This is a genomic window from Aquitalea sp. FJL05 (genome assembly GCF_003852595.1).
GTDB classification, from domain to species: domain Bacteria; phylum Pseudomonadota; class Gammaproteobacteria; order Burkholderiales; family Chromobacteriaceae; genus Aquitalea; species Aquitalea aquatilis.
Map to the genome: position 1 here is coordinate 204725 of NZ_QAJS01000016.1, position 26650 is coordinate 231374.

30 protein-coding genes and 1 pseudogene are annotated in these 26650 nt (G+C 63.7%); 3 read left to right on the forward strand and 28 right to left on the reverse strand.

From position 1 onward, the window contains the following. Positions 1-35: 35 nt before the first annotated feature. The 11 genes and pseudogenes from DBR44_RS14825 to queC form a co-directional block, all read right to left on the reverse strand. Positions 36-548, reverse strand: a complete 513-nt coding sequence (locus DBR44_RS14825; protein WP_124644793.1) for a hypothetical protein — start codon at positions 546-548, stop codon at positions 36-38. A gap of 23 nt (positions 549-571) precedes the next feature. After that, the gene (gene serB / locus DBR44_RS14830) at positions 572-1414 is read right to left on the reverse strand and encodes a phosphoserine phosphatase SerB (protein WP_124644794.1); all 843 of its coding nucleotides are present in this window, start codon (positions 1412-1414) and stop codon (positions 572-574) included. A 138-nt stretch (positions 1415-1552) separates the two neighbouring features. Beyond that, on the reverse strand, positions 1553-2020 hold the full coding sequence (locus DBR44_RS14835) for a DoxX family protein (protein ID WP_124644795.1): 468 nt from the start codon (positions 2018-2020) through the stop codon (positions 1553-1555). 70 nt (positions 2021-2090) lie between these two features. Next, positions 2091-2840 carry a DUF2063 domain-containing protein gene (locus DBR44_RS14840; protein WP_158613627.1) on the reverse strand — a complete coding sequence of 250 codons (750 nt, stop codon included), beginning with the start codon at positions 2838-2840 and terminating at the stop codon, positions 2091-2093. Further along, a complete protein-coding gene (locus DBR44_RS14845) occupies positions 2830-3660 on the reverse strand; it encodes a DUF692 domain-containing protein (protein ID WP_124644797.1) in 831 nt (276 codons plus the stop codon). Before DBR44_RS14845 ends, DBR44_RS14840 begins: the two co-directional genes overlap by 11 nt. A gap of 69 nt (positions 3661-3729) precedes the next feature. Then, positions 3730-3984, reverse strand: coding sequence for a DUF2282 domain-containing protein (locus DBR44_RS14850; protein WP_124644798.1), 255 nt, complete (start codon positions 3982-3984; stop codon positions 3730-3732). A gap of 99 nt (positions 3985-4083) precedes the next feature. Then, positions 4084-4350, reverse strand: a complete 267-nt coding sequence (locus tag DBR44_RS14855; RefSeq protein WP_124644799.1) for a DUF2282 domain-containing protein — start codon at positions 4348-4350, stop codon at positions 4084-4086. Positions 4351-4614: 264 nt separating this feature from the next. Beyond that, on the reverse strand, positions 4615-5244 hold the full coding sequence (gene queE / locus DBR44_RS14860) for a 7-carboxy-7-deazaguanine synthase (protein ID WP_124644800.1): 630 nt from the start codon (positions 5242-5244) through the stop codon (positions 4615-4617). Between the two features lie 2 nt (positions 5245-5246). After that, the gene (locus tag DBR44_RS20025; RefSeq protein ID WP_305000453.1) at positions 5247-5582 is read right to left on the reverse strand and encodes a 6-carboxytetrahydropterin synthase; all 336 of its coding nucleotides are present in this window, start codon (positions 5580-5582) and stop codon (positions 5247-5249) included. Between the two features lie 39 nt (positions 5583-5621). Continuing rightward, positions 5622-5975, reverse strand: a pseudogene (locus DBR44_RS20030) (6-pyruvoyl tetrahydropterin synthase family protein); the annotation flags it as partial. A gap of 304 nt (positions 5976-6279) precedes the next feature. Beyond that, positions 6280-6984 (reverse strand): 7-cyano-7-deazaguanine synthase QueC, encoded by a 705-nt coding sequence (queC, locus tag DBR44_RS14870; RefSeq protein ID WP_124644802.1) that lies wholly within the window; start codon positions 6982-6984, stop codon positions 6280-6282. A 295-nt stretch (positions 6985-7279) separates the two neighbouring features. On the opposite strand from queC, the gene DBR44_RS14875 reads away from it, so the two are divergent. After that, a complete protein-coding gene (locus tag DBR44_RS14875) occupies positions 7280-8218 on the forward strand; it encodes a diacylglycerol kinase family protein (protein ID WP_124644803.1) in 939 nt (312 codons plus the stop codon). 164 nt (positions 8219-8382) lie between these two features. On the opposite strand, the gene DBR44_RS14880 is transcribed toward DBR44_RS14875, so the two are convergent. The 5 genes from DBR44_RS14880 to DBR44_RS14900 form a co-directional block, all read right to left on the reverse strand. Further along, entirely contained in the window at positions 8383-9060 is a 678-nt protein-coding gene (locus DBR44_RS14880) for a type 1 glutamine amidotransferase domain-containing protein (protein ID WP_124644804.1), read from the reverse strand. 67 nt (positions 9061-9127) lie between these two features. After that, entirely contained in the window at positions 9128-10228 is a 1101-nt protein-coding gene (nemA, locus tag DBR44_RS14885) for an N-ethylmaleimide reductase (protein WP_124644805.1), read from the reverse strand. Between the two features lie 31 nt (positions 10229-10259). Beyond that, on the reverse strand, positions 10260-11000 hold the full coding sequence (locus DBR44_RS14890; RefSeq protein ID WP_124644806.1) for an NADPH-dependent oxidoreductase: 741 nt from the start codon (positions 10998-11000) through the stop codon (positions 10260-10262). A 95-nt stretch (positions 11001-11095) separates the two neighbouring features. Further along, positions 11096-11719 carry a TetR/AcrR family transcriptional regulator gene (locus DBR44_RS14895; RefSeq protein ID WP_124644807.1) on the reverse strand — a complete coding sequence of 208 codons (624 nt, stop codon included), beginning with the start codon at positions 11717-11719 and terminating at the stop codon, positions 11096-11098. A gap of 105 nt (positions 11720-11824) precedes the next feature. Next, entirely contained in the window at positions 11825-12742 is a 918-nt protein-coding gene (locus DBR44_RS14900) for a LysR family transcriptional regulator (protein WP_233578589.1), read from the reverse strand. Positions 12743-12953: 211 nt separating this feature from the next. On the opposite strand from DBR44_RS14900, the gene DBR44_RS14905 reads away from it, so the two are divergent. Continuing rightward, positions 12954-13871, forward strand: a complete 918-nt coding sequence (locus tag DBR44_RS14905; RefSeq protein ID WP_124644808.1) for a lysine exporter LysO family protein — start codon at positions 12954-12956, stop codon at positions 13869-13871. Between the two features lie 48 nt (positions 13872-13919). Here the strand turns inward: DBR44_RS14905 and DBR44_RS14910 are convergent, their stop codons facing one another. Then, positions 13920-14105 carry an OsmC family protein gene (locus DBR44_RS14910; protein WP_124644809.1) on the reverse strand — a complete coding sequence of 62 codons (186 nt, stop codon included), beginning with the start codon at positions 14103-14105 and terminating at the stop codon, positions 13920-13922. Between the two features lie 228 nt (positions 14106-14333). Next, complete coding sequence (locus tag DBR44_RS14915; RefSeq protein ID WP_124644810.1) at positions 14334-16625, reverse strand: NADP-dependent malic enzyme; 2292 nt, start codon at positions 16623-16625, stop codon at positions 14334-14336. Positions 16626-16832: 207 nt separating this feature from the next. Between DBR44_RS14915 and DBR44_RS14920 the strand changes: the two genes are divergently transcribed. Then, positions 16833-17786, forward strand: a complete 954-nt coding sequence (locus tag DBR44_RS14920; protein WP_124644811.1) for a LysR substrate-binding domain-containing protein — start codon at positions 16833-16835, stop codon at positions 17784-17786. Positions 17787-17800: 14 nt separating this feature from the next. On the opposite strand, the gene DBR44_RS14925 is transcribed toward DBR44_RS14920, so the two are convergent. From DBR44_RS14925 to DBR44_RS14970, 10 genes are all read right to left on the reverse strand, one after another. After that, positions 17801-19348: an FAD-binding domain-containing protein gene (locus DBR44_RS14925; protein WP_124644812.1), complete on the reverse strand. Its 1548-nt coding sequence runs from the start codon at positions 19346-19348 to the stop codon at positions 17801-17803. Positions 19349-19388: 40 nt separating this feature from the next. Then, positions 19389-19613, reverse strand: a complete 225-nt coding sequence (locus tag DBR44_RS14930) for a TIGR02450 family Trp-rich protein (protein ID WP_124644813.1) — start codon at positions 19611-19613, stop codon at positions 19389-19391. Between the two features lie 101 nt (positions 19614-19714). Continuing rightward, entirely contained in the window at positions 19715-20257 is a 543-nt protein-coding gene (locus DBR44_RS14935) for a lipocalin family protein (RefSeq protein ID WP_124644814.1), read from the reverse strand. Positions 20258-20283: 26 nt separating this feature from the next. Further along, complete coding sequence (locus DBR44_RS14940) at positions 20284-21813, reverse strand: cryptochrome/photolyase family protein (protein ID WP_124644815.1); 1530 nt, start codon at positions 21811-21813, stop codon at positions 20284-20286. 88 nt (positions 21814-21901) lie between these two features. Beyond that, complete coding sequence (locus DBR44_RS14945) at positions 21902-22048, reverse strand: DUF2256 domain-containing protein (RefSeq protein WP_124644816.1); 147 nt, start codon at positions 22046-22048, stop codon at positions 21902-21904. After that, positions 22045-22551, reverse strand: a complete 507-nt coding sequence (locus tag DBR44_RS14950; RefSeq protein ID WP_124644817.1) for a nuclear transport factor 2 family protein — start codon at positions 22549-22551, stop codon at positions 22045-22047. The genes DBR44_RS14945 and DBR44_RS14950 overlap by 4 nt, the downstream gene beginning before the upstream one ends. After that, positions 22479-23264 carry an SDR family NAD(P)-dependent oxidoreductase gene (locus DBR44_RS14955; protein ID WP_233578591.1) on the reverse strand — a complete coding sequence of 262 codons (786 nt, stop codon included), beginning with the start codon at positions 23262-23264 and terminating at the stop codon, positions 22479-22481. Before DBR44_RS14955 ends, DBR44_RS14950 begins: the two co-directional genes overlap by 73 nt. A 77-nt stretch (positions 23265-23341) precedes the next feature. Then, positions 23342-24550: a cyclopropane-fatty-acyl-phospholipid synthase family protein gene (locus tag DBR44_RS14960; RefSeq protein WP_124644818.1), complete on the reverse strand. Its 1209-nt coding sequence runs from the start codon at positions 24548-24550 to the stop codon at positions 23342-23344. Further along, positions 24547-25341 (reverse strand): DUF1365 domain-containing protein, encoded by a 795-nt coding sequence (locus tag DBR44_RS14965; protein WP_124644819.1) that lies wholly within the window; start codon positions 25339-25341, stop codon positions 24547-24549. Before DBR44_RS14965 ends, DBR44_RS14960 begins: the two co-directional genes overlap by 4 nt. Beyond that, positions 25338-26624: an NAD(P)/FAD-dependent oxidoreductase gene (locus tag DBR44_RS14970; RefSeq protein WP_124644820.1), complete on the reverse strand. Its 1287-nt coding sequence runs from the start codon at positions 26622-26624 to the stop codon at positions 25338-25340. Before DBR44_RS14970 ends, DBR44_RS14965 begins: the two co-directional genes overlap by 4 nt. Positions 26625-26650 lie beyond the last annotated feature (26 nt).

Sequence of the window (26650 nt, forward strand, 5' to 3'; positions counted from 1 at the left end):
TTCACCTGAAGACGGCAGCCGGGGCCGGCCGGGTATCAGCGCTCCAGGATGGCGCGGCGGTGGCGGCGGAAAACCCAGCGCTCCCACAGCGGGCCGGTTTGCTCGTCCGGCGGTGGTTGCAGGCGGGCGGTAATGGCATAGGCCTCGTCCGGCGTCGGGCACTGGGCTTCGATACGCGCGGCCATGAACAGCATCAGCGCCGAATCCGCATTGGGCGACAGCGCAATCTGCACCGTGTCGCCCACCCGCCACGGGTGGTCGGATAGCCAGGCAATGCTGTCCAGCCCCAGCCGGCAGCGGGTCAGCGGCGGGCGGTCCGGGTGATGCCCAAGCAGCGAGATTTCCAGCGCCAGATCCAGCTTGGCTTCCAGCCGTACCAGCATCGGATCGGGTTCTTCCGGTGTTTCGCTGGGGGCGGCCAGCACCCGCAGCGCCAGCCGGGTTTCGCGCTGGCGCGCCGGCGAGCACTGCTCTTCGCTGAGCAAGTGCACGCTCAGCGGCAACATGGCATCGAAACTGGCACTGTCCAGCTGTGGCAGCGGGCTCATGACGCTCTCCTCGGAATGGGCAATCAGGCGAACAGTCTGCTGACGCCGTCCAGCCCCATGACATTGATGGCGACATCGGCCTGGGCCTGTACCACCGGTTTGGCACGGTAGGCAATGCCGACGCCGGCTTCACCCAGCATCAGCAGGTCGTTGGCACCATCGCCCATGGCGATGACCTGGTCCGGGCGCAAGCCCAGTTGTTCGCGTTTTTCGATCAGCAGGCGCTGCTTGGCGGCGGCATCGACAATCTCGCCCACCACGCGGCCGGTCAGCTTGCCATCCACCACTTCCAGCTGGTTGGCATAGGCATAGTCCAGCCCCAGTTGCTGCTTGAGTCTTTCGGTAAAGAAGGTGAAACCGCCGGAAACCAGCATGAAGCGGATGCCATGCTGCTTGCAGCTGGCCAGCAGCTGCTCGGCGCCGGGGCTCAGTTGCAGGCGTTCTTGATAGACCTTTTCCAGCGCGCTTTCCGGCAGGCCTGCCAGCAGGCTCACCCGTTCGCGCAGCGAGGCGGAGAAGTCCAGCTCGCCGCGCATCGAGCGCTCGGTAATGGCTGCCACCTGTGGCTTGATGCCCTGCATGTCGGCGATTTCGTCGATGCACTCGATGGTGATCAGGGTGGAGTCCATATCGGACACCAACAGGCCAAAGTCAGCCAGTTGCAGCTTGCCGTCGACAAAGGCGAAGTCGTAGCCCAGTGCCTGGCAGCAGGCGCTGATGGCGTCACGGCTGGCCGGGTCGGCCTGTTCCATCCGGGCAGATTCCAGCGTGGGCTGGCTGACGCTGCTGGCACCGGCCAGTGCGGCCAGTTCCTGCAGTTCCTTGCTGTCGAGACGGGGGGACTGGATGACGAGGGTAAGAGACATGGGCGGGCGGATGTGGAGTTGGGCAATACGCCATTATGCCACTGCCGGGCAGTCTGTCGGAATGTCCGTGCGCCCGAGCCGGCCGGGGCGCTGTCTGCACAGCGTCGCCAATGTCGTCAGTTTTCAGGCCGTCAGTTTTCAGCCCAATTGGCGACCCTTGCCGCGCCAGCTTCGCCAGGCCGCATCCAGCGACAGGCAGCCGGGGCCGAAGGCGAACAGTGCCAGCAGCAACATGCCCCAGTAGTAGTGGAACTGGCGGGTGATGTCGGTGAGACCGGGGTAGCTGATGACGGCCATCAGGTTGACCACGAATAGCCCGGCGGCGGCAAAGCGGCCAAACAGGCCGGCGACCAGCAGGCTGGAGAACACCGTTTCGCCAAAAGTGCCCATCAGCGCCGCCAGTACCGGCGGCAGTAGCGGGACGTGGTATTCCTCGGTAAACAGCAAGACCGTGGTGTCCCAGTCGTCCAGCTTGGTGAGGCCGGACTTGAAAAATACATTTGCCACCCACAGCCGGAACAGCAGCAGCACCAGCGGGCGGGCAGAGTGACTGGCCTGGTCGAACAGCCGCTGCAGCGGCAGCAGTTTTTGTCTGAGAACTTGCATGGTCGGTCTCCCGTGAAGTGGGCAAGCCGCGCCCCTCCGCCGTGGTGGCGGATGGTGGACAAGCCTGGTCTTAGAGTTGGTAGTGGCTGAGCAGGCCGTCGGCGAATAACTGCGCCAAGCCGGCTTGCAGGTCGAAATCATCCTGTGCCGACAAGGCCTGCCCGGCAGCCTCGCCCAGTGACTGTCCATCCTGCAGGGCCAGTAGCAAGGCCGCCATGCCGGCTGTTTGCGCCTGTACGCTGACCTTGCCGGCGTGGCGGCTGACCAGTGCCTGCTCGCCGCCGGATGCCATGTCAACATTCAGTTGCTGGCCAGTCTGGTGTCCCTGCCAGATGGAGACCACCGGCCAGGGGGACGACAGCGCCCGGCTGCTGTCGCTCACGCCAAAGCGCAGCTGGCCGAATTGTTCCGGGTTGATGCCGCTCAGTGCCGATGCCACCAGCGGGGTCTGGTCGATAGCGTAATAGCTGCGGTGTACCGCCCATTCCAGCCGGGCGACATCGGCCAGGTAAGGCAGCGCCTGCGCCGGTGGGAAGTCTTGCAGGAAATCACCAAAGCTGCCGCCATAGCGGTGCAGATTGCCCGAGTGCGAGGCATAGCGCTTGCTGTATTCACGCGCCAGTCCGGTCATGAATTCTTCCCCGACGATCTGCCGGGTTACCGGGTAGATCAGATTCAGGGTTTCGATCAGGCCGACGCGGTAGTTGTTGCGGTAGACCGCCAGTCCGGCCGGGCTCAGGCCCAGTGCGGCATGCGGCTGCTGCTCGGTATCGGCAATCAGCTCCAGCAGCTCTGCCTGCCAGCGTGCTTCAGGCGTCATGGCGTGCTCCTTGCAGGATGGCATCGGCCTTGGCTGCTTCGGCCTGCAGCGTGTCCAGTGGCGGAATGTCCAGATCCCATTCGATCAGCGTCGGGCGTGGGCCAATGCTGGCGATGACCTGGGCGTATAGCTGCCACACGCCGGGATGGACCGGCTGGCTGTGGGTATCCACCAGCATGCCTTCGCCCTCGCTATAGCCGGCCAGATGGATTTCGCCAATCGCAGCGGCGGGCAATGCCGCCAGCACGGCCTGCACGTCCGTGCCCAGATTGATGCCGTTGACGTAGAGATTGTTGACGTCCAGCAGCAGGCCGCAGCCGGTGCGCGCCACCAGTTCGGCCAGAAACTCGCCTTCGTTCATCTCGTTGCCGGGAAACTCCACATAGCTGGACAGGTTTTCCAGCAGGATGCGCCGGCCCAGCGCCTGCTGGGTTTCCTCCACATGGCTGGCGATGACGGCCAGCGCGGCCATGGTATAGGGGATGGGCAGCAGGTCGTTCACATAGCGCTGGGCGCTGTGGTTGAACGACAGGTGCTCCGATACCGCTGGCGGGTTGATGGCATCCACCAGTCGCTTGAGAGCAGCCAGATGTTCTCCGTCCGGGCGCACCAGCGAGCCCAGCCCCAGTCCCACGCCGTGCAGCGACAGCGGATAGTGGCTGGCCACCCGCTGCAGCATGGCCAGTGGCATGCCGCCATCGAAAAAGTTTTCGCTGTGGATTTCCACCCAGCCTAGCGGCGGCAGGGTGTCCAGTACCTGACGATAGTGCGGCGCGCGCAGGCCGATGCCGGCGACAGCGGGAAGGGTGGATGGAGTCATGAGCAGGGATACCGGAAGGGACGTGGGGAGGTGGCTGCCGGCGGTGGCCGGCAACCCTGCCGGAGCGGATTACTTGGCCAGCATGCCGCCCATTTTTTCACAGCTGCCCTTGGCGACGTATTTCCAGTCGCCCGGGTCCTTGTCCTTGGTGGCCTGACCGGCGCAGGAGTGGCTGCCATTGGCGGCGGCGCAGTCGTTCTTGCCGGCCTGGGCGATGCCGAAGCATTTTTCCTTTTCTGCCGCAGCGGCCGGGGTGGCGCTGAGTGCGCCCATGGCAACAACGGCACCGAGGGCGGAGGCGAGCAGGGCTTTGGATGCATTCATGGTGATTCTCCTTGTGGGGGCAGGTTCAAGCAGGTGTGATGGTGAGCAATCTGCGCCGGATCGGGCTACCCGGCCGGCGTGATGTTAACGATAGACCGTTTATTGTTTCATTGGTGCCATGGTATTGCCACCCATCTGTTGGCAGCTACCCTTGGCCACCAGCTTCCAGTCGCCCGGGTCCTTGTCCATGGCGGCCTGGCCTTTACAGCCATGGGCACCGGTGGCGGAGGCGCAGTCGTTCATGCCGGCCATGGCCACGCCATAGCATTTTTCCTGTTCTGCGGCCTGGGCGGGCGCGGCGGTGAGGGCAGCCAGGCTAACTACAGCGCCGAGGGCGGAAGCAAGCAAAGTCTTGGAAGCATTCATGTCAATCTCCTGTCGGGGGTAAGCGGCAAGTGCCGGGTTTCAGGAGTCAGTCGCGTGGGCCGGGGCTTTCTTACAGCGCAGTGGAAAATATTTTGAAATTATTTGCATTTGGCTGCCATTGGCTGCTTTTGTAAATATTTCAATACTTTTCACTGACTTGCTGCGTGACTGTCTCTGCAGCATGAGTCGGCAACATGGATGGCTTCTTACAAAGACAGGCAAAAAAAATCGGGCGACTGTGCACCCGATTGTTCAGAGCGGCTCTTAGCGGATATTCACCACCTTGTGGGTTTGTACTGACAAGCGCCAGCGCGGGTGTGCCATGCAGTAGGCAATGGCGGCGCGGGTATTGGCGGCCAGTTCCGGGCCATCCATCGGCTGCAGATAGAAGGTATCGAACTGTAAATGGGCCACGGTTTCCGGCAGCTGGGTGGCTTGCGGGTAGACCAGCTTCAGTTCGTTGCCGCTGGTTTGCAGCAGGGGAGCGCCGGCCTTGGGGCTGACACAGATCCAGTCGATGCCGGCAGGGGCGGCGATGGTGCCATTGGTTTCCACCGCGATTTCAAAGCCCTCGGCATGCAGCGCGGCGATCAGCTCTGTATCCAGCTGCAATAGCGGCTCGCCGCCGGTGCACACCACATAGGGCGTGCCGCCGCTGCCTGCCGGCCACTGGCTGGCAATGCGCGCAGCCAGCGCGGCGGCCGTGGCGAATTTGCCGCCGTCCGGGCCGGTGCCGACAAAATCGGTATCGCAGAACTGGCAGACTGCCTTGCTGCGGTCTTCCTCGCGGCCCGACCACAGATTGCAGCCGGCAAAACGGCAGAACACCGCAGCACGGCCGGCCTGACGGCCTTCGCCCTGCAGGGTGTAGAAGATTTCCTTTACCGTATACATGCTCATTCTCCCTGCAGCAGTGGCCAGCGCATATCGTCATGGAACAGCAGCGACACACCGCTGTGCTCGTCGTCCATCAGGTCGATGCGCGCCAGCTCCGGCACCAGGGGCGACAGATGGGCGTGAATCCACTCGGCTACCGACTGGCTGTGGCCGTCGCGTACGCCGGCCAGCTTGTCCAGCGGATTGTGGTCCAGCTGGCGATACAGCGGTTTGAAGCGGTCCTTGACGTCGCCAAAGTCCAGCAGCCAGCCCATGGTGCGGTCCAGGCTGCCGGTGAGCATCAGCCGCACCAGATAGCTGTGGCCGCTGTAGTTGCCCGCCGCGTCGAACGGCACGGCGCTTTCAAAGCGCTGCTCTTTCCAGATGCGGAAACGCTTGCCGTCGAACTGGCTGCCGGCGGTATGGGTTTCGCGCACTTCCACCCAGGCCAGCCCCTGCAGGCCGGCGGCTTGCAGTTCGCCATACAGCCAGGCGGCAATCACCTCGCTGGTGGGGTTTTCCAGCCCCGGAATATCGTTCAGATAGCGTTGGTGCAGCCGCAAAAACAGCGGTGCCCAGGCGGCTTCCAGCTGGCGCTGGCTGCAGTGCTGCGCATTGGCCACGATGCGTACGCCAAAGCCATGGCCATGCAGGCGGCCGCATTTGTGGCCGGCCGGAACATGCGGCAGATGGTGGGCTGCTTCGAAACGGGCAGCAATCCAGTACAGGGCGGTGCCGTTTTCCAGCATCACCCCGCGCTGCGGCGTGCTTTGCAGCAGCAGCGCTGCCGGGCAGGGCAGGGCGTCCTTGATGTGCTGTGCCAGGCTCAGGTCGTCGCACTGTGCCAGCTGCTGGTTGAGATCGGCATAGTCGAGCGGTGCCAGTACCCGGTCCAGTGCGGCGTGGAGTTCGTTTTGTTCGATGTGGGTGAGATCGGCACGGGCCAGGGCGCGAAAACTGTGGCCGTGCAGGCCGTTCAGGCGATCTTCATCTCCGGGGACGCGGCGGGCCGCTTCGAAACGGCCACCGGCCAGCAGGCAGGATGCATGCATGTCAGGCCTCCTTGGCGCAGCGTTCGACCAGCGGGTCGGCCACGCCGGCTTCGGCAAAGCCCTTGGCGCGCAGCTCGCACGAGGCGCAATGGCCGCAGGGCGGCACCGCGCCGTTATAGCAGGTGTGGCTCCAGGCCAGCGCTTCCATCGCGCCCACTTGCTGCGCCAGGGTGACGGTTTCGGCCTTGCTCAAATACATCAGCGGGGTGTGCAGTTCCACCCGGCTGTCCATGCCCAGCCGCACCGCCAGTTGTAGCGCCTGCAGGGTGTTTTCGCGGCAGTCAGGGTAGCCGGAGTAGTCAGTCTGTGCCACGCCGGTAACGATATGCCGTGCGCCACGGGTGTAGCCAAAAGCGGCGGCAAAGGTCAGGAAAATCAGGTTGCGGCCCGGCACGAAGGTATTGGGCAGGGCGTCGTCGTCGCGGCTGCCTTCTTCCGGCTGGATGCTGTCGTCGGTCAGTGCATTGCCACCGATGGCGGCAAAGGTGTCGATGGGCAGCACGGTCTGGCGTACGCCAGCCATGGCGGCGATCTTGCGGGCGCAGTCCAGCTCCACGCGGTGGCGCTGGCCATAATCAAAGGTGACGGCTTCCACATTGCCGGCGCCGAATTTTTGCAGCGCCCAATACAGGCAGGTGGTGGAGTCCTGACCGCCGGAAAGCACCACCAGGGCTTTTTCCGCAGTCGGTGTGGAATGGGGGTTCATAGTGTGATCCATCGATAAACAGTCGAGGTGGCCTTGCTGGCTGTGGCCGGTGCTGTCGCGTCGCACACACGGGATCGGTCTCACCCGGCAGGCGGCGGCAGCCTTTAAACGGCGCAGCAAAACCGCCAAATCTACCAGAAAACTGCTTGCCCGGCCAGTTTGCGCCGGGTTTATGCCCTTGATTTTGCTGTTTTGTCCCTATCCTGTCGGCCTTGGCGGCGGCAGCCCGGTGGATGTTTCAAAAGCATGACATCTGTCTGATAATCCAGCGCTTCAGCTTAAGTCTCTTTATGTTATGGATCAGACCCGACTGGTTTTCATCCTGCACGGCCAGCGTTGCCCGCGCTCGCTGCCCAACCGTCTGCTGGAAAAGTTTGGCCAATGCTTCCAGGTGGACATTCACATTACCACCTCGGCCGTCAGTGCCGAGGAAATGGCTCTGGCGGCGGTGAGCCAGGGCTGTGATTTCCTGATAGCCGTGGGTGGCGATGGCACCATCCACGAAGTGATCAATGGCGTGATGCGCGCCCCTGCAGCCGCGCGTGAGCGGGTGGCGGTGGGCGCGCTGCCGTTTGGCACGGGCAATGATTTTGTCCGTTCGCTGGGGGTGAGTGATTCGGTAGAGCAGCTGGACGGGCTGATCCGCGCCGGCCAGGTGCGCCGTATCGATCTGGGCCGGCTGACGCTGGCAGCCGGGCAGGAGGGGGAGCGGGTGGTGTGGTTTGGCAATATCGCTTCGCTGGGCATCAGTTCCGCCATCGTGGAGCAGGTGAAGCGTCTGCCGCGCTGGCTGCCGGCCAGTGTGGCTTTTTACTGGTCCATCGTGCTGACCCTGTTGCGCTACCGGCCACGCCGCATGCGGCTGCTGCTGGAAAACGGCGAGGTGATCAGTGGTGATTTCATCAGCCTGTGCGTGGCCAACGGCCGCTATTTCGGCAGCGGCCTGGGCATTGCGCCGATGGCGCGGCTGGATGACGGCTTGCTGGAGGTGGTGATGATCGCCAATGCCGGTAGCTGGGATTTTGTCCGTTTCCTGCCGACCTTGCGCAAGGCGCAACCGGTGCTGGATGAGCGGGTGCGCTATCTGAGCGTGCGCAGCCTGAGCATAGAGGGCCAGGCTTGTCCGCTGGAGGTGGATGGCGAACTGGCCGGCCATGCGCCAGCCCGTATCGAAGTGGTGCCGCAGGCCCTGCGCTGTCTGTCCGCCCTGGGGCCACAGAGTGTGGAGCATTAACAGCAGCTAACAAAAAACCTGCTGCTGCGTCGCCATCTTGTACTGTTTGCGTCGGCGTGCCTTGTATCAGGGACGCGCTGCTGTTTTGTTAGCCGCTCCAAGGCTTTGCGGAAACGACAAGGCCCCGCAGCAAGCGGGGCCTTGCACGCTGCACAGGCGGGGTATTACAGCCGTGCCAGCAGTTTTTCTGCCACCCGTTCGGACGAGGCCGGGTTCTGGCCGGTAATCAGCAGGCCGTCTTCCACGGCAAATACGCCCCAATCCGGGCCTTTTTCGTAGAGGCCACCCTTGGCTTGCAGGGCATCTTCTACCAGCAGCGGCACGATGTCAGTCAGCTGCACCGCATCTTCTTCGGTGTTGGAAAAACCGGTGACCTTGCGCCCGGCTACCAGCGGCTGGCCTGCGGTATCACGTGCATTCACCAGTACGGCAGAGGCATGGCACACGGCCGCTACCGGCTTGCTGGCGGCAATAAAAGCTTCAATCAGTGCAATGGAGGCCGCGTTGTCGACCAGATCCCACAGCGGGCCGTGGCCGCCGGGGTAGAACACCGCGTCGAAATCACCGGCCTGTACGCTGTCCAGCGCCACGGTATTGGCCAGCACGGCTTGCAGGGCGGTGTCCTGGTTGAAGCGTTCGGTGGCCGGGGTGCTGAAGGACGGGTCGGCACTCTTGGGGTCGATGGGCGGCTGGCCGCCCTTGGGCGAGGCCAGGGTGATGGCGACGCCCTTGTCGGCCAGCGCGTAGTAGGGCGCGGCGAATTCTTCGATCCAGAAACCGGTTTTGTGGCCGGTGTTGCCCAACTCATCATGGCTGGTCAGGACAAACAGGACTTTTTTCATGGTGTGCTCTCGTGTGGTGTGTGCCGGGCCGTGTTGCCGGCCCGGACTTTAGCGTTTATTGCTTGGCTTAGTGCTGCAGCGTCGGGTAGTCGGTATAGCCGGCTGCGCCGCCACCGTAGAAGGTAGCGCCATCCGGTGTATTCAGCGCGGCACCGGCTTGCAGGCGTTCCACCAGATCCGGGTTGGCGATATAGCTGCGGCCAAAGGCCACGGCATCGATATAGCCTTCGCCAATCAGCTTTTCGGCTTTTTCCGCGCTATAGCCACCGGCGGCGATGATCACCCCTGGGTAGCGCTTGCGGATTTCCTGACGGAAGGCTTCGCTCAGCGCCGGGCCGCCGGCCCAGTCCGGTTCGGAAATATGCAGGAAAGCCAGTTTGCGCTTGGCCAGCTCTTCGATCACGTAGAGGGCGATGTCTTGCTGCTCGACATTGGATACGCCATTGAAAATGCCCAGCGGCGAAATGCGGATGCCCACGTGGGCGGCATCCCATTCGGCGACCACGGCATCTACCACTTCCAGCAGGAAGCGGGCGCGGTTTTCCACGCTGCCGCCGTAGGCATCGGTACGCACATTGGCCTCGGGTGACAGGAACTGGTCCAGCAGATAGCCATGCGCGCCGTGGATTTCCACCAGGTCAAAGCCGGCGCGGCGGGCGTTGTCGGTGGCGCGGCGGTAGTCTTCCAGAATGTCGGCCAGCTCGGACACTTCCAGTGCACGCGGCTCGTCGCACGGTACGCGGGCCAGGCTGCCATCCGGCTGGCGGATATTAGTATTGCTGTCGGCGCGAATGGCCGACGGGGCTACCGGGGCCTCGCCATCCGGCTGCAAGGAGCGGTGCGAGATACGGCCGGTATGCCACAGCTGCAGCGCGGTCTTGCCGCCAGCGGCGTGTACCGAGGCATTCACCTTGCCCCAGGCGGCCACCTGTTCTTCGCTATAGATGCCCGGTGCACCGGCATAGCCCTTGGCGGTGCGCGAGATATGGGTGCCTTCGGCAATGATCAGGCCGGCGCTGGCGCGCTGGGTGTAGTACTGCACCGACAGCTCGGTGGGGACGTCGCCCGGCTCGGTATTGCGCAGGCGGGTGAGCGGGGCCATGGCCACGCGGTTGTTCAGGGTAACGGTGCCAACTTGCAGCGGGGTAAACAGTTTATCCAGGCTCATGAATCAGACCTTTCCTGTGCAGATGAAATGATTAACGATCAAAACCAAAGCCCTGCTTGCGGGCAACCGGGGCGACTTCAGGGAAATAGACATTCTGGTAGTACTGGGCGGTATTGGCGCTCCACGGCAGGCCGTCGGCACGGCCGATTTGCTGCCAGTAGCTGGCCAGCGTCTGGTCGTACTGGCGGATCTGTTCCGGCAGCTGCGCAGCCTGGTAGTGCTCGTGATGGACAAAGCTGGCACGCGGCAGGCGCGGCTTGATGCTGCTGTCCTGATCGGTATAGCCGATGACCACGCCGGCAATGGGGAAGGTGTATTCCGGCAATTGCAGCAGATCGATCATGGCTTGCGGATTGCGGCGGATGCCGCCAATCGGTACCACGCCAAGGCCGGCGGCGTGGGCGGCGGTCATCAGGTTGCCCAGGGCAATGCCGGCATCCACCGCACCCACGGCAAAGCCTTCCACACTGTCCTGAATCACCTGCTCGGCACCGGCGGCTTCCACGCCCAGCCGGGTTTTGTGGAAATCCACCACCAGGGTGACAAATACCGGGGCCTGGGCAATCCACGGCTGGCCACCGGCAATCTCGGCAATCTGCTGGCGGCGTGTGGCGTCCTGCACCACCACCAGCGACACCTGCTGGCCGTTGATGGAGGTGGGGCCTTTCCAGGCGGCATCCAGTACCGCATCCAGCACTGCAGCAGGGATGGGCTTGTCCTGATAGCTGCGGACACTGCGATGTTGTTGCATCAATTCCAGCGTGCTGTTCAAGGCGTTTTCCTTTAAAGCTGTAAATAGACCGGTCGTCTAGTCGTTGTGTCAAAAATACCCGCCACACGGGCGGGGACTTCAAGCCATGCCAGGCTTCAGGAACTGGCTGGCAGCGTACAGTCGTCCTGCTTCAGCAGGGTAGTGGTCAGCGCCAGCGCCTGCAGCATGGGCTGCTGGGTGTGCTGCACCTTGAACAGCAGGGCGGAACCCACCCACAAGCTATACAGGCTGCCAGCGGTGTCGGTGGCCGACAGCCGGGTACACAGGCTGCCTTCCTGCTGGCCACGGCGGATGCAGTCTGCCAGGCGGACGATCACCCGGCCCATGCCTTCGGCCAGCGCTTCGCGCATCGGCTCGGACAGATCGGACACCTCGGCCGCCAGCTTGATGGCCAGACAGCTCTGATTGCCTTCTTCGCATTGCTGGTGACGGTCCAGCCAGCCGGAAAAATAGCCCAGCAGACAGTCGCGGGCATTGCCCTGACTCTCATCCAGTGCTTCCAGCAGGCGCGCATCGTAATGTTCGAAGTAACGCTGCAGCATCTCCACGCCAAAGCCTTCCTTGGAGCGGAAGTAATGGTAGAACGAGCCCTTGGGCACGCCGGCGCAGCCGAGAATTTCGGCCAGGCCAACAGCAGAAAACCCCTTGCCGAGGATGATGGACTCTCCGGTGGCAAGCAGGTGTTCGCGGGTATCGGAAAACTGGCTGGGACGTGACATGGGCTGAATAGTACTAGACCAGTCGTCTAGTTTGCAAGATATTTTATCAAAATGGTGGATTCGGCCCTGCCGGATGGGCTGCCGGCGTATCGCTAGCCCACGGGCTCAGGGGCTGGCCGGGAAGAAGTCGGGATTGGAAAAATCGTTGACCAGCCAGTCGTACACAGCGCGGATGCGTGGCGGCACCGGGCTGCGCTGCGGCCGGTACACACTCAGCGCCCACGGCATGGGGGCGAGGGCTGGCAGCACCTCGCGCAGCGTGCCCTGGCGCAGATGCGGGATGGCAATGAAACCGGGTAGCTGGGCAAAACCCAGGCCAGCCAGGGCGGCGGCGCATTCGGCTTGGGTGCTGTTGCTGAGCAAGGCCGGTTCACGCGGGATCCATTGCGCGTCCTGCCGGAACAGCCAGGGCCAGGGACGGCCGGTGCGCTGGTCTATGGTGCTGACCACCGGCAGGGCTTGCAGCTCGGCCAGTGTCTGTGGGCTGCCCGTCTGTTGCAGCAGGGCGGGGGAGGCCACCATGAAGAAGCGCACTTCTGCCACCTGCCGGGCGACAAAGCGGCTGTCGCGGATCAGGCCGTGGCGGATGCCGATGTCGATCTGCTCGTCCACCACATTGGTTTCATCGTCTTCCAGATGCAGTTCGAAGCGCAGGCCAGGGTGCTGTTGGCGCAAGCGCGCCAGGCTGTCTACCAGGCTGGCCTGACCGATGGCTTCTGGCGCAGTCAGCCGTACATGGCCTTCCACCGGCTGGCTTGCGCTGTCTTCGGCCTGGCGGAACAGGCTGTCTATGCCCTCCACGCCCAGCCTGGCCTGCGCAGCCAGACGCTCGCCGCTGCGGGTGACCCGGCACTGCCGGGTATTGCGGTGAAACAGCAATTCGCCCAGCTGGCTTTCCAGTTGCTGGATGGCGCGGGTAACCGCCTGCGGCGAGATGCCCAACTGCTGGGCCGCTTCCTTGAAATTGCGCGCTTCGGCGGCGCAACAGAAGATGCGCAGCATTTCCAGACGGTTCAGCATCATGGGCTCCTGTGTCGGTCTGTCGGCAGATTATTCCGTATTGTGGAATTCTGAAAGCAAATCTTGTTCATTCCTGTGATTGCCCGCCTGCTGAATACTGGCGGCTTGAACAGCGGCTGCCGTCGCTGCCACAGGAGAATTTCATGCAGTACCACACAACAAGGCCGTTGGCGCGGCGGGATGCCGCCGGTGGCAGCAGCAGGGCAGGTCGGTCATGCAGCTGATTCTGGCGGCCATCATTCCCATCCTGCTGGCCTTGCTGGCCGGCTATGGCGTGGGGCGTGCCTTGCCGCGCCAGCATACCCGCCACGCCAGCCGGCTGCTGACCCCGCTGATCTGGCTGCTGCTGTTCTTTTGCGGCAAGGAATTCGGCCATGTGCTGACTGCGGCTGCCGGGCTGGGCCAGACCCTGGGCACGGCGCTGGTGTTTGCCCTGCTGACGACGCTGCTGCCGTGGGGGCTGATTCTGTACTGTCTGCCACAGCCGCGCCGGAGCAAGGTGGCGGTGCAGGGCAGCGGCGCGTCCATACTGCAGCTATGGCAGGCACTGCGGGATTGCCTGCTGGCCCTGGGCATGGTGGCGGCCGGTGTGCTGGCAAGTCGCTACCCGCTGCCCTGGCTGGCGGGTGTCACCACCACGCAATTGCTTTATGTGCTGATCGTGCTGGTTGGTATCGATCTGGTGGGGGTAAAACTCGGTGGCGCCTGGCGTGCCCCGGCGGTGATGGCGCTGCCCTTGCTGGTGGTGGCAGGTTCGCTGGCTGGTGGTTTGCTGGCAGCCCTGTTTACCGGGCAGACGCTATGGACCGGGCTGGCCCTGTCCAGCGGTTTTGGCTGGGTCACCCTGTCCAGCATTCTGGTGGGCAGCAAGCTGGGCAGTGTCTATGGAGCCATCGCCTTGCTGGTTGACCTGTTTCGCGAGCTGATTGCCATTGCCATGCTGTACCTGGTGGGGGCGCGCTTCAGCCGCGAGGCCATCGGCATCTGTGGTGCCACCGCACTGGATGCCACCTTGCCGCTGATTCGCCAGCAGTGCGGCAGCCAGCATGTGTCGCTGGCGCTGATCAGCGGGTTTGTGCTGACCTTGCTCAGCCCGCTGCTGATCATGGTCTGCCTGTCTGCCACAGGCTGAGCATGCTGTGCCGCAGCCGTTTACCGGGCGGCGGCGCTTGCTGCTGCTTCAGATCAGGGTCAGCGTCACGTCGATATTGTTGCGGGTGGCATTGGAATAGGGGCAGACGATGTGGGCTTGCTCCACCAGTGCTTGCGCCTGTTCACGCGGCAGTCCGGGCAGGCTGATCTGCAGTTCGACTTCGATGCTCAAACCGCTGGCAATCGCGCCTTGTTTTGGTACTTTTTGTCGCATAACGTCCTGAAAATTTGATCAATAGTATTGAATGATGCAAATCTGCCGCTGCCCGCCACACAGCAAAACGCCCCGGTGTGCGGGGCGTGTCTGTAGCCTGGAGCGGGTACTGTTTGGAACCGCTAACAAAACCTCGTAGAGAACCCGGGCCAAGGCGTGCCGCCGCAGACAGTACATAGAGTACGGCAAGGCGGCGCAACGCTGGAGCGGGAGTTTTGTTATCGGGTCTTAGTGCTGCTGGCGGTTCGCTTCCATCACCGTCAGCGCCGCCATATTGATGATGCGGCGTACCGTGGAGCTGGATGTCAGGATGTTGACCGGTGCATTGACGCCCAGCAGGAAGGGGCCGACGGCGACATTGCTGCCAGCAGCGGTCTTCAGCAGGTTGTAGGCGATATTGCCGGCGTCAACATTGGGGCAGACCAGCAGATTGGCCGCGCCCTTCAGCTGCGACATCGGCAGGATGTCCATGCGCAGGGCTTCGTCCAGCGCGCAGTCGCCGTGCATTTCGCCGTCCACTTCCAGTTCCGGGGCGCGTTTACGGATCAACTCCAAAGCCTGACGCATCTTGCTGCCGGAGGCCGAGCTGCCCGAGCCGAAGTTGGAGCGCGACAGCAGCGCGGCCTTGGGCTTCATGTGCAGCAGCGCCATTTCCTCGGCGGCGGCGATGGTGAATTCGGCAATCTGCTCGGCGGTGGGGTCGTCGTTGACGTGGGTATCCACCAGCGCCACCGTCTGTTTTTCCAGCAGCAGGATGTTCATGGCGGCGTAGGTATCCGAGCCGGCTTTCTTGCCGATCACCTGGTCGATATAGCGCAGGTGGTCGTGATAGCTGCCCACCGTGCCGCAGATCATGCCGTCGGCGTCGCCCAAGCGCACCATCATCGCGCCGATCAAGGTCAGGCGGCGGCGCATTTCCACCCGCGCCATTTCCTTGGTCACGCCATCACGGCACATCAGCTCCCAGTAGCTGGTCCAGTACTGGTGGAAGCGTTCGTCGTATTCCGGATTGGTGACTTCCACGTCCTCGCCCAGGCGCAGGCGCAGGCCGAATTTTTCGATGCGGGCCAGCAGCACTTCCGGGCGGCCCACCAGGATGGGACGGGCCAGTTTTTCATCCACGATCACCTGCACGGCACGCAGTACGCGCTCGTCTTCACCTTCGGTAAACACGATGCGGGTCTTGCCGCCTTCACGCACCTGCTTTTTGGCGGCGGCAAACAAGGGCTTCATGAAGCTGCCGGAGTGGTAGACAAACTGCTGCAGCTGCTCGGTATAGGCGTCGAGGTTGGCAATCGGCCGGGTGGCCACGCCGCTGTCCATCGCCGCCTTGGCCACGGCCGGGGCGATGCGCACGATCAGGCGCGGGTCGAAGGGCTTGGGAATCAGGTATTGCGGGCCGAAGGACAGGTCGTAGCTGCCATAGGCGGCGGCCACCACTTCGTTCTGTTCTTCTTCGGCCAGGCCGGCAATGGCGTAGACCGCGGCTACTTCCATTTCACGGGTGATGGTGGTGGCACCCACATCCAGCGCGCCGCGGAAGATGTAGGGGAAGCACAGCACGTTGTTGACCTGGTTGGGGTAGTCGGAGCGGCCGGTGGCCATGACCACGTCGTCGCGCACCGCGTGGGCCACTTCCGGCAGGATTTCCGGGGCCGGGTTGGCCAGCGCCAGAATCAGCGGGCGGGCGGCCATCTGTGCCACCATTTCGCCCTTGAGCACGCCGCCGGCGGACAGGCCGAGGAACACATCGGCACCGTCAATCACTTCGCGCAGGGTGCGGGCGTCGGTAGGCTGGGCAAAGCGCGCCTTGGCCGGGTCCATCAGTGTGGTGCGGCCCTGGTAGACCACGCCTTCGATATCGGTCACCCAGATGTTTTCCAGCGGCAGGCCCAGGTGCACCATCAGGTCCAGGCAGGTGAGGGCGGCAGCGCCGGCACCGGAGGTGACTACCTTGACCTGGCGGATGTCCTTGCCCACGACCTTGAGGCCGTTGATGAAGGCTGCGGCCACGGTAATGGCGGTGCCGTGCTGGTCGTCATGGAAGACCGGAATCTTCATCCGTTCGCGCAGCTTGCGCTCCACCTCGAAGCATTCCGGGGCCTTGATGTCTTCCAGATTGATGCCGCCAAAAGTGGCTTCCAGGCTGGCGATGATGTCCACCAGCTTGTCCGGGTCGGTTTCGTTGATCTCGATGTCGAACACATCGACACCGGCAAATTTCTTGAACAGTACGGCCTTGCCTTCCATCACCGGCTTGGAGGCCAGTGCGCCGATATTGCCCAGGCCCAGCACGGCGGTGCCGTTGGTGATGACGCCCACCAGATTGGAGCGGGCGGTAAAGCGGCTGGCATTGAGCGGGTCGGCCACGATTTCTTCACAGGCAGCGGCCACGCCGGGCGTGTAGGCCAGCGCCAGATCGCGCTGGGTCACCAGCGGCTTGCTGGCATTGACGGCGATTTTGCCCGGGGTGGGAAATTCGTGGTAGTCCAGTGCTGCCTGACGGTCGGTCGTATCCATGGTGTCGCTCCTGATGTGGGCTTGGTCGCAGTGCCAAGGCCATCGCTATGCCGTTCGGCTGCCGGGCAGGGCAGCCGCTTTGTCTCCAGCCAGGCCACCTGCAAGGGGGCTGAGGACTGGATTAGCGGCAAGTCTAGCGAAATAACATAAGGTAAATATTTTGATTTACTATCAAGCCATACTATTTACCTGATGATCTGAGCCGCCATGGCCGAAATCAATGCCGACGAGATCCTGCGCCGCCTGTCTGCCCGGCTGAAAATGCGTCATCTGATCCTGTTGCTGAACATCCAGCAGCACGGCTCGCTGACCCGGGTGGCCGAGCAGATGGCCAGCAGCCAGCCGGCCATCACCAATGCCCTGTCCGAGCTGGAGGGCATGTTTGGCGGTGCACTGTTTGACCGCTCGACACGCGGCATGGCCCCCACCGCGCTGGGCAAGCTGGTGCTGGCCCGCGCCCAGGCCATGCTGCACGACCTGGACCACCTGGTGCGCGACATGGCCACCGCGGCTGCCGGTTATAGCGCCCATCTGCACGTTGGCGTCATTCCCTTCATTCCCGGGCGGCTGCTGTCGGCCGCCATCGCCCGCACTCTGCCGGAAGGCCAGGGCGGCATGACGGTGACCTTGCACGAAGGCACCAGCGACCAGCTGTTGCCGCGCCTGCAGGATCACAGCCTGGACATCGTCATCGGTCGTGCCTCGTCGGCGGTGGATCTGCAACAAGTAGAGTTCGAGGTGCTGTACCGGCAACAGCCACGGCTGATTGCCAGTCGCCGGCTGGCGGCGCAGCTGGGGAGGGTGCGGCTGGACTGGAGCCGGCTGGTGGAACTGGACTGGATTCTGGGGGCACCGCATACGCCGATGCGCGAGCAGGTGACGGATATCTTTCTGGCAGCCGGCGTCGCCCCGCCAGTGCCCATCGTGGAGAGTTATTCGTCCAAGCTGATTGGCGAGATGATTGTCGCCAGCGAACGGGCAGTGTCCATCGTGCCGGCGGATATTGCCGAAGAGCTGGTGCGCACGGCCGGCCTGTCTATCGTGCCCTACTCATTTGACTGGACGCTGCCGCCGATTGCCATGTTCACCCGTGCCGGCGGTGCGCGGCATACCGTGGCGCTGTTCTGTGCAGCCTTGCGCGGTTTGTGTCAGGAGGGTTGAGCCTAGAACGCCGCTCAGTCCGGCGCGGGCTCCGCCTCCAGCGGCAGCGCCAGCTGTACCGTAGTCACTATCTTGGCCGTGCCGCCGGCACGTGCTAGTTGCTTGCGCGAGCCATGCTTGTGCAGGATGGCCTGCTTGCCGGCCCGTACCGCGTGTTCATTGCGGCGGGCATGCAGGCGCTGGCGGGCCAGCCGGGTCGCGCTTTCCAGCTCCACCAGCGGTTGCACCAGCGCGTATTCGCCTTCCAGCCGGTGCTGCCGGCACAGATCGTCCGGCATTTTCCACGGCTGGAATAGCCAGCTGTCCGGCACCCGGCGCATGGCGGGCAGCCATTGCCGCACGAAGCGCCCTTGCGGGTCGTGGTCCATGGCCTGCTTTACCGGGTTGTAGACGCGGGTGGTATTGATGCCGGTGGTGCCGGCCTGCATTTGCAGCTGGCTCCAGTGAATGCCCGGCTCGTAATCGAGAAAACAGCGTGCCAGCCATAGCCCCACTGGCCGCCAGTGCAGCCAGAGCGGATAGGCCGCCACCGAAACCAGCATGGCGCGCATGCGGAAATTCAGCCAGCCGGTGTGCTGGAGCATGGCCACGCAGGCATCCACCAGCGGCCAGCCGGTGCGGCCGTCCATCAGCGCTTGCAGGCGTGCGGCGTCGACTTCCTCCTCGCGCAGTCCGTCGTAGCCGCTGTGCATATTGCGCCATTCGATGGCGGGTTCCGATTCCAGCTTCTGCATGAAATGGCAGTGCCAGTGCAGGCGGCTGATGAAGGCTTGCAGCCCTTTGCGCTGGCGCGTGTTTTCTGCCGGTAATTGCGTTAGCCGACGGCGTGTGCTTTGCACGATTTCACGCAGGCTGAGGCAGCCCATGGCCAGATAGGGCGACAGCCGCGAGCAGGCGCTGGGCGCAGACAGCGGCGAGGAGATGCCGCCTCGGTAATGGGCGCTGCGCGTGGCGAGAAAATCCTGCAGCACGGCTATGGCGCGGCGGCGACCGCCCCGCTGGCGTTGTGGCGGGTCGAAAGGGTAGATGCCCAGTTGCTCGGGTGATGGCGTGGTATCGCTGGCTAGCGGAGCAGGCCAGGCTTGCATCGGCGGCACCGGCAGGCAGGGGGCGCTGACCAACTGCTCCCAGCGTGCCGCCCAGCCGTCGCGTGAGGCGAGACGACGGATGACACCGCTTTGCCGGTATTCCTGCCAGGGCAGGCCGTGTGTCCGGCACCAGCTGGCGACGGCCAGATCGCGCTGAAAGGTGAAGTGGTTGCCGGTTTCCTCATGCGCATACAGCGCCCGGAAGGGGCTGGCCTGATACAGCTGCTCCAGCACGGCGCAGGCCTCGCCCGCTTTCACCAGCAGTGTCATGCCGCGCTGCTGCAAGGATTGGCGCAGGTCGTGCAGGCACTCCAGCAAAAAGCGGTAATGCTGGCTGGACAGGTCGGCCTGCTGCCACAGCTGTGGCTCGATGATGTACAGGCACAGCAGTGGCCCCTGTGCGCTGGCAGCACACAGGGCGGCATGGTCGTGCAGGCGCAGGTCGCGCTTGAACCAGACCAGACCGTAACTCATGGCTGGGTGCTCCGGATCACGGCAGACAGAACCGGTCGGCTCAATGCCAGCCCTGCCGCCAGACGGTGACATCGGTCAGCGTTTTCCAGTGGATGATGCGGCTGTGCCGGCTGTATACCGCCTCCAGCTCCACCTCGCTGATGCCTTGGGCCGGGTCTTCCGGCTCGATCAGCCGCACCACGATGAAGTGTTTTTCCTTGTTGCGCGGCTGCAGTGCCGTCCACTTGCTCAGCAGCAGCTTGCGCGGGTTCAGTCGTACCGTCATGAGCTGTTTACCTTGATCATCCTTGGAGCCGCTAACAAAACCTCGCAGAGAGCCCGGGCCAAGGCGGCGCAAGGCTGGAGCGGGGGCTTTGTTATCGGGTCTTACTGGCCGGCTGCGCTTTGCTTCACCCAGATCAGCTTGCCGGTATCGAAGCCCAGGCTGGCAGCCTGACGCAGCAGGGGCTGGGTGACGGTTTGTGGCAGCTGCTTGTCGCGCGCCAGTATCCACAGATAGTCGCGGTCGTTACCTGCCACCATGGCCCATTGATAGTCCGGGTCCATCGCCACCACATGGTAGCCACCGTAGAAGGGGCCGAAGAAAGACACTTTCAAGGACGCCACATGCTGGTCGCCATTGAACAGTGCCCGTCCCTGTGCCTGCTTCCAGCTGGCGGCGGCCGGGTCGTAGCCACGATTGATGACCTTGATGCTGCCATCGTCATTGAGGGCGTAACTGGCGCTGACCTCGCTCAAGCCGCGCTCGAAGCGGTTGTCCAGCCGGGCGATTTCATGCCACTGGCCGCTGTAGCGGGCCAGCTCGAAGCCGCTTACCGGCTGGATGCCTGGCGGCGGCAGGGTGGAGCAGGCGCTCAGTAGCAGGGTGCTGGCCAGCAGCAAGAGCAGGGAGATGGCGTATCGCTTCATGGTGTGGCTTCCTTTTGCTATCAGGTTTACAGGGTTTCCAGCCGCTGGCGGATGGCGTGGGCGGTGCTGGCAATGGCGGTGCTTTCGGCTGCGTCCATCTGCTGCAACTGGCGGTAGACCAGCGCCAGTCTGGGATTGCTACCCAGCGTGGCGGCATTGCGCTGGAAAAAATCCCAGTACAGGGCATTGAAGGGGCAGGCGTCATCGCCGTGGCGCTGTTCGCGCCGGTAGCGGCAGTCGCCGCAATAATTGCTCATGCGCTGTATATAGGCACTGCCGGAGACATAAGGCTTGCTGGCCAGCAGGCCGCCATCGGCAAACTGGCTCATGCCCAGGGTATTGGGCAGCTCCACCCACTCGAAGGCATCGATGTAAATGCCCAGATACCATTCATGCAGGGCCTGTGGTGACAGCCCGGCCAGCAGGGAGAAATTGCCGATCACCATCAACCGCTGGATGTGGTGGGCGTAGGCATCGCGCAGCGACTGGCCGATCGCCTGGGCCAGACAGTGCATGCCGGTGTCGCCGCTCCAGAACCAGTGCGGCAGCGGCTGCTGGTGGTCGAAGTGATTGCTGTGGGCATAGCCCGGCATGCGCGCCCAGTACACGCCCCGCACATATTCGCGCCAGCCCAAAATCTGGCGGATGAAGCCTTCCGCAGCGGCCAGTGGCACCTTGCCGTCCTGCCAGGCGGCAGCGGCGGCGTGGACCACTTCCAGCGGCGACAGCATCTTGGTGTTGAGAGCAAAGGACAGCAGCGAATGAAACAGCCGGGGCTGCGCGCTGTGCATGGCGTCCTGGTAGTCGCCGAAGCAGGGCAGGCCATGCTGGATAAAATGCTGCAGCAAGGCCAATGCTTCTTCGCGGTGCAGCGGCCAGCGCAGCTGCGCGGCACTGGGCTGGCCCAGTGCGGCCACGCCGGCGTCCTGCAGCATCTGCCACAGCGCGCTGTGATCGTGGCTGAGGCGTGCATCGGCCAGCGGTGCGGGTGTGCCGCGCCATGGTTTGCGGTTGTCCTGGTCGAAATTCCATTTGCCGCCGGCCGGGCCGCCACGCTCATCCAGCAGCACGCCATATTGCTTGCGCATGTGGCGGTAGAAGGTTTCCATACGCCAGCTGGCCTTGCCGGCAAACAGCTGGCTGGCGGCCAGGCGCGTGGCCAGAAAGTGCTCGCTGTCCACCGCCTGACAGACCAGGGACTGACGGGCTGCCCAGGCTTGCAGTTGCTGGTCCAGCCGCCATTCATCGGGCAACTGCCAGCTGAAATGGCTGGCGGCGTAGTGCTGTACCAGGGCATCCAGATTGGCTTCCAGCGTGCCGCGATTGGACGGGTGGTCGAGCGTGACATAGCGCACGCGGTGGCCGGCGGCTTTCAGGCGGGCGGCGAAGTCGCGCATGGCGGCCAGCACCGCCAGCAGCTTTTGCGCATGATGGCGCACGTAGTCGGTTTCCTGGCGCAGCTCCAGCAGCAGGTAGACCACATGGTCATCCACGCGGGAAAACCAGCTGTGCCGGAGGTTGAGCTGGTCGCCCAGAATCAGTCGCAGCTCAGTCATCGGCGGCTCCGCCGGGCTGGCTGCACAGGGTGTCGGGGAATGCAAGCAAGAGTGAGTGACATGGCGGCAGGGTGTGGCTGGCACTTGTTCAATGCTGCCGGCGGCAGCGTTCGGAGCAGAATTGCACCTGTTCCCAGCAGTGCGCCCATTTGCGCCGCCAGCTCATCGCCCTGCCACAGCCACGGCAGGGCTTGGAGGGCAGTGCCTGCTTGTTGCCCTTGAAGCCGGTGTTCATGTTGTACGGTCCTCGTCGCGTACCGACAGCAGCCGGCGCAGCAGCCGCAGCGGTGCGCCGATCAAGGGCAGCTTGTGCAGCAGTTCTTCGGCCGAATCCCAGTAGTCGCGGTGCAGGATCAGCAGGCCATCTTCATTGAAACGCAGATGGCTGCCGCCGTGCAGGCAGTAATCCTTGCCGCGCAGGCGGAAATGAAAGTCCCAGCTGAGAAAAGCCTGCTGGCCATCCAGCAATTGTTCCAGCACCACGAAGCGCGGCTGCTCCAGCTTGCGGAACATATGGGCGAAGATCAGCCTGACCCCTTCGCGGCTGTGTACCGTATTGAAAGGGTCCTTGAAGCTGACCGTGGCGGCGTAATACAGCGGCAGCTGTTCCAGGCTGTGCGGGGTGAGCTGGCTGTACCACACCACCAGTGCGGACAGGCGCGCTCTCAGCGCCGCGCCAGCCGGCGCAGCAGCGGCAGCCTCAGGCGGTAAGGCAGCAGTCTGAGCAGTTTTATCCATGTGGTGAACCTGAAAGGAAAGTGGATTTCAAAGCAGCCGCGTTCCAGCCCGCGCACGATATGCGCGGCCGCTTGGCTGGTGTTCAGCAAGGCCGGCATGGCGAAGTCGTTGCGGGCCGTCAGCCGGGTGGCGACAAAGCCGGGGTTGATCAGGTAAACGGCGATGCCATGCTGGCGCAATTCTGCGTGCAACAGTTCGGCCAGATTGATCAGCGCCGCCTTGCCCGGCCCATAGACACAGGCACCGGGCAAACCCACATAGCCAGCCACGCTGGCCACCAGCGCGATACCGCCACCATGGCGGGCCATCAGCGCTGGCAGGATGGTTTCCAGCCCAAAGTAAACCCCAGCCAGATTGGTAGCCAGGGTATGGCTGACCGTAGCGGCATGGATGTCCCAGCTGTGCTCCGGGCGATAGTCCGCCGCGCAGAACACCACCAGATCAGGCAGAGCCTGGCGGGCTTCCAGCTCGGCCCAGGCCTGTTGCCAGGCTGCCGGCTGGCTGACATCCAGCGGCAGAACGATGGCTGAAGCATGGGCGGCGGCAACTTCCTGCAGGGCCGCCAGGTTGCGTGCCGACAGGATGACCTGTGCGCCCTGCTGCAGCAGCTGGCTGGCTACCGCCGCGCCAATGCCGCTGGACGCGCCAATAATCCACACCCGCTGCTGCTGCCAGCTGGCGATGGGAGGGTTGGGTGGAGGTAGCAGCATCATGGCTTACTCCTGATGACAGCGCGTCGCACCGGCTGCCGGTGGCAGGGTGGCGTGCTGGTCGGTGCTGGCCTGTTGGTTCATGCCGGCTTGTCTTGCAGCAGAAACTGGCTGACCCCGATGCGTCCCTCGTCGAAACCAGCCTCGCAATAACACAGGTACAAGCGCCACAGGCGGATGAAGGCTTCGTCAAAGCCTTGCTGGCGCACGCTGTCCAGCGCAGCCTCGAAGGCGTGACGCCAGCGGCGCAGGGTTTCGGCATAGTCCGGGCCAAAGTCTAGCCGCTGGCTGGTGTGCAGGCCGGCGGCACTGGCGCTCTGGCTGAAGCGGGCGGGGCTGGGCAGCATGCCGCCAGGAAAAATGAACTGCTGGATGAAGTCGCTCTTGGCGCGGTAGCGTTCGAAATATGTATCGGCGATGGTGATGCTCTGGATCAGCGCCTGCCCGCCCGGGCGCAGCAGCCGGCGCACCGTACGGAAATATTCCGGCCAGTAGGCTTCGCCTACCGCCTCGAACATCTCGATGGACACCACGGCGTCGTACTGGCCGTCCAGGTCGCGGTAGTCGCGCAACTCCAGCTGGGCCAGCGGCTGGCCGGCCAGGCGCTGGTGTGCCAGTTCCAGTTGGGCTGGTGAAATGGTGACGCCATGCACCGCGATGCCGACGCGGCTGGCGTGTTCGGCAAAACCACCCCAGCCGCAGCCTATCTCCAGTACCCGCATGCCCGGCTGCAAACCCAGCGTGTCGCAGATGCGCTGGTACTTGGCGTGTTGTGCCTGTTGCAGCGACTGTGTGTAGTCGCCGTTGAACCAGGCGCTGGAGTAGGTCCAGGACGGGTCCAGCCACAGGCGGTAAAAATCGTTGCCCAAATCATAGTGGGCGTGGATGTTGCGCCGGCTGCCGCGCCGGCTATTGCGCCGCAGCAGGTGTTTCAGCCGATACCACCAGCGGGCTGGCAGACTGCCGGACAGCGCCGGCGGGACGGCGTGTTCGTTGCGCAGGGCCAGCCGCAGCAGCGCGGTCAGCTCCGGGCTGTCCAGCAGACCATCGCGATAGGCTTCGGCAAAGCCGATGTCGCCGGCTGTCAGCAGCTTGCGGCAGCCGGCCCAGTCGTGGATATGCAGTTCGGCATTGGCATTGTGCTGCGGCTGGCCGAACCACAGCGCGTGGCCTGTCGGGGTCCGCAGGTGCAAGCCCCCGCTCTGCAACTGTTGCAGTCGCGACAACAGCAGGCGGGCGCTGAGTGGCAGGGAGGGCGGCAGTTTGTCCAGGGTATGGCTGAGGCTCATGCTTGCGGCTCCTGTCCATGGCTGAGTGCTTGCGCGGGGGCGAGCGGTTTGCGGTAGAGGGGCAGTTTTTTCCGCCACAGCTGCAGAGCCTGCCAGTGAATGCGCCAGATGACGCCGAAGGTCAGCAAGGGCTGGCGCAGCAGGGATTTGGCCACCACCAGCGGTGTCAGCACCTGCAGTTGGCCGGAAATACTGGTGTTGATCAGTTCGCCGGCATCATCGTGGTAGTCGATGCGCATCAGCATGCGTTCGGGCAGTTCCGCCAGCCGGAAGCGGTAATGTCCGGCCACCTGGCAGAACGGCGACACATGCAAGTGCTTGCGGCAGAGCAGGGTGCTGCCGTTGCGGATGGGGCTGCCATCCCGCTTGGCCAGCAGATAGCAATGGCGCTCGCCAAAGGTGTTGTTCACCTCGGCCAGCACGGCGATCAGTTCGCCTGCGCTGTTATGGCAATACCAGAAGCTGACCGGGTTGAAGGCATAGCCGAACAGGCGCGGGAAGCATTGCAGCCATACCTCGCCATCGCAGGGCAGGCCGGCTGCCGCCAGGTGCTGGCGTATCCACGGCAGCAGCGGGCTGCCATCGCCGGGGCCGTGGTCGCGGCGGTATAGCGTGAGCGGCCGCCAGCGATCCACTCCCAGCCAGACGCCCAGCCAGCCCTTGCCGATGTGCTCCAGCGCGGACAGCCTTAGCCGCAGGGCGAATACCGGGTAGCGGAAGCGGTGGTGGACCGGGCGCAGCCGCTGGTGGATGACGCTGCCGCTCAGCAGATAGCCAGCTGGCCCGCTCACAGCTTGGCCCAGTGGGGTAGCGGGGCGAAATCGGCAGCCACGCGCAGTGCGGATTTCAGCCCGTCTTCATGAAAGCCGTAACCAGTCCAGGCACCGGCAAACCAGCAATGACGGCGGCCCTGGATGGCGGGCAGCCGGCGCTGGGCCTCGATGGCCGCCGCATCCAGCAGCGGGTGCTCGTACAGGAAGCGCGCCAGTTCCAGCGATGGTTCTGGTTGTTGCAGCGGATTGAGCGTCACCATCAGCGGCGTGCTGATGGGCAGCGGCTGCAATTTGTTCAGCAGATAGCTGACACAGACTGCGCGCTGGCCGCCGCTGTTGCTTTCCGACAGGAAATTCCAGGCCGACCAGACCTTGCGCCGCCGTGGCAGCAAGCTGGTATCGGTATGCAGTACGGCGATATTGCTCTGGTACTGCACCGCGCCCAGCACGGCACGCTCTTCTGCCGTGGCATCCGCCAGCAGGCGCAGGGTTTGCGGCGCATGGGTGGCGAAAATCACACTGTCAAAGTGCTCCTCGCCGTGGCGGCTGCTGACCATCACACCGCGCTCGCGACGTTCAACCCGGCTGACCGGGCTGGACAGGCGCACATCTTCCAGGCTGGCCAGCATTTTCTGTACATACTGGCGTGCGCCACCCGGCACGGTAAACCAGCGCGGCCGATGGCGAATCTGTAGCAAGCCGTGATTCATGCAAAAGCGCAGAAAGGTTTCGGCCGGGAAGGCCAGAATCTGGCTGGCCGGGCTGGACCAGATGGCCGCAGCCATTGGCACCAGGTAGTGATCGCGAAAGCGGCTGCCGTAGCTGCCCTGTTCCAGCAAGTCGCCCAGTGTCAGCCCCAATTCGGCCGCCAGCTGCAGATTGGACTGGGCCGCCGCGTTGAAGCGCAGGATGTCGCTCAACATGCCGTAAAACGACGGGGACAGCAGCTTGCTGCGCTGGGCAAATACACTGGACAGGCTGCTGCCGGCCCACTCATCCCGCCCCTGGTCTACCGAGACACTGAACGACATGTCGCTGCTGCTGCAAGGTAGCTCCAGCTGCTGGAACAGGGCGATCAGATTGGGATAGGTGGCCTCGTTGAATACCAGGAAGCCGGTATCCACTGCGCAGCGCTGGCCTTCCAGCTCGATGTCCACGGTATTGGTGTGACCGCCGGCGTAATCACCCGCTTCGAACAGCGTCACCTCATGGTGGCCTGCGGTCAGCCATGCGCTGGCAAGGCCGGAGATGCCGGCACCGATGATGGCGATGCGCTGGCGCTTGGGGCTGGGTTGGTTCACCGGGTCTCCCGTCGACAATTCGGAAT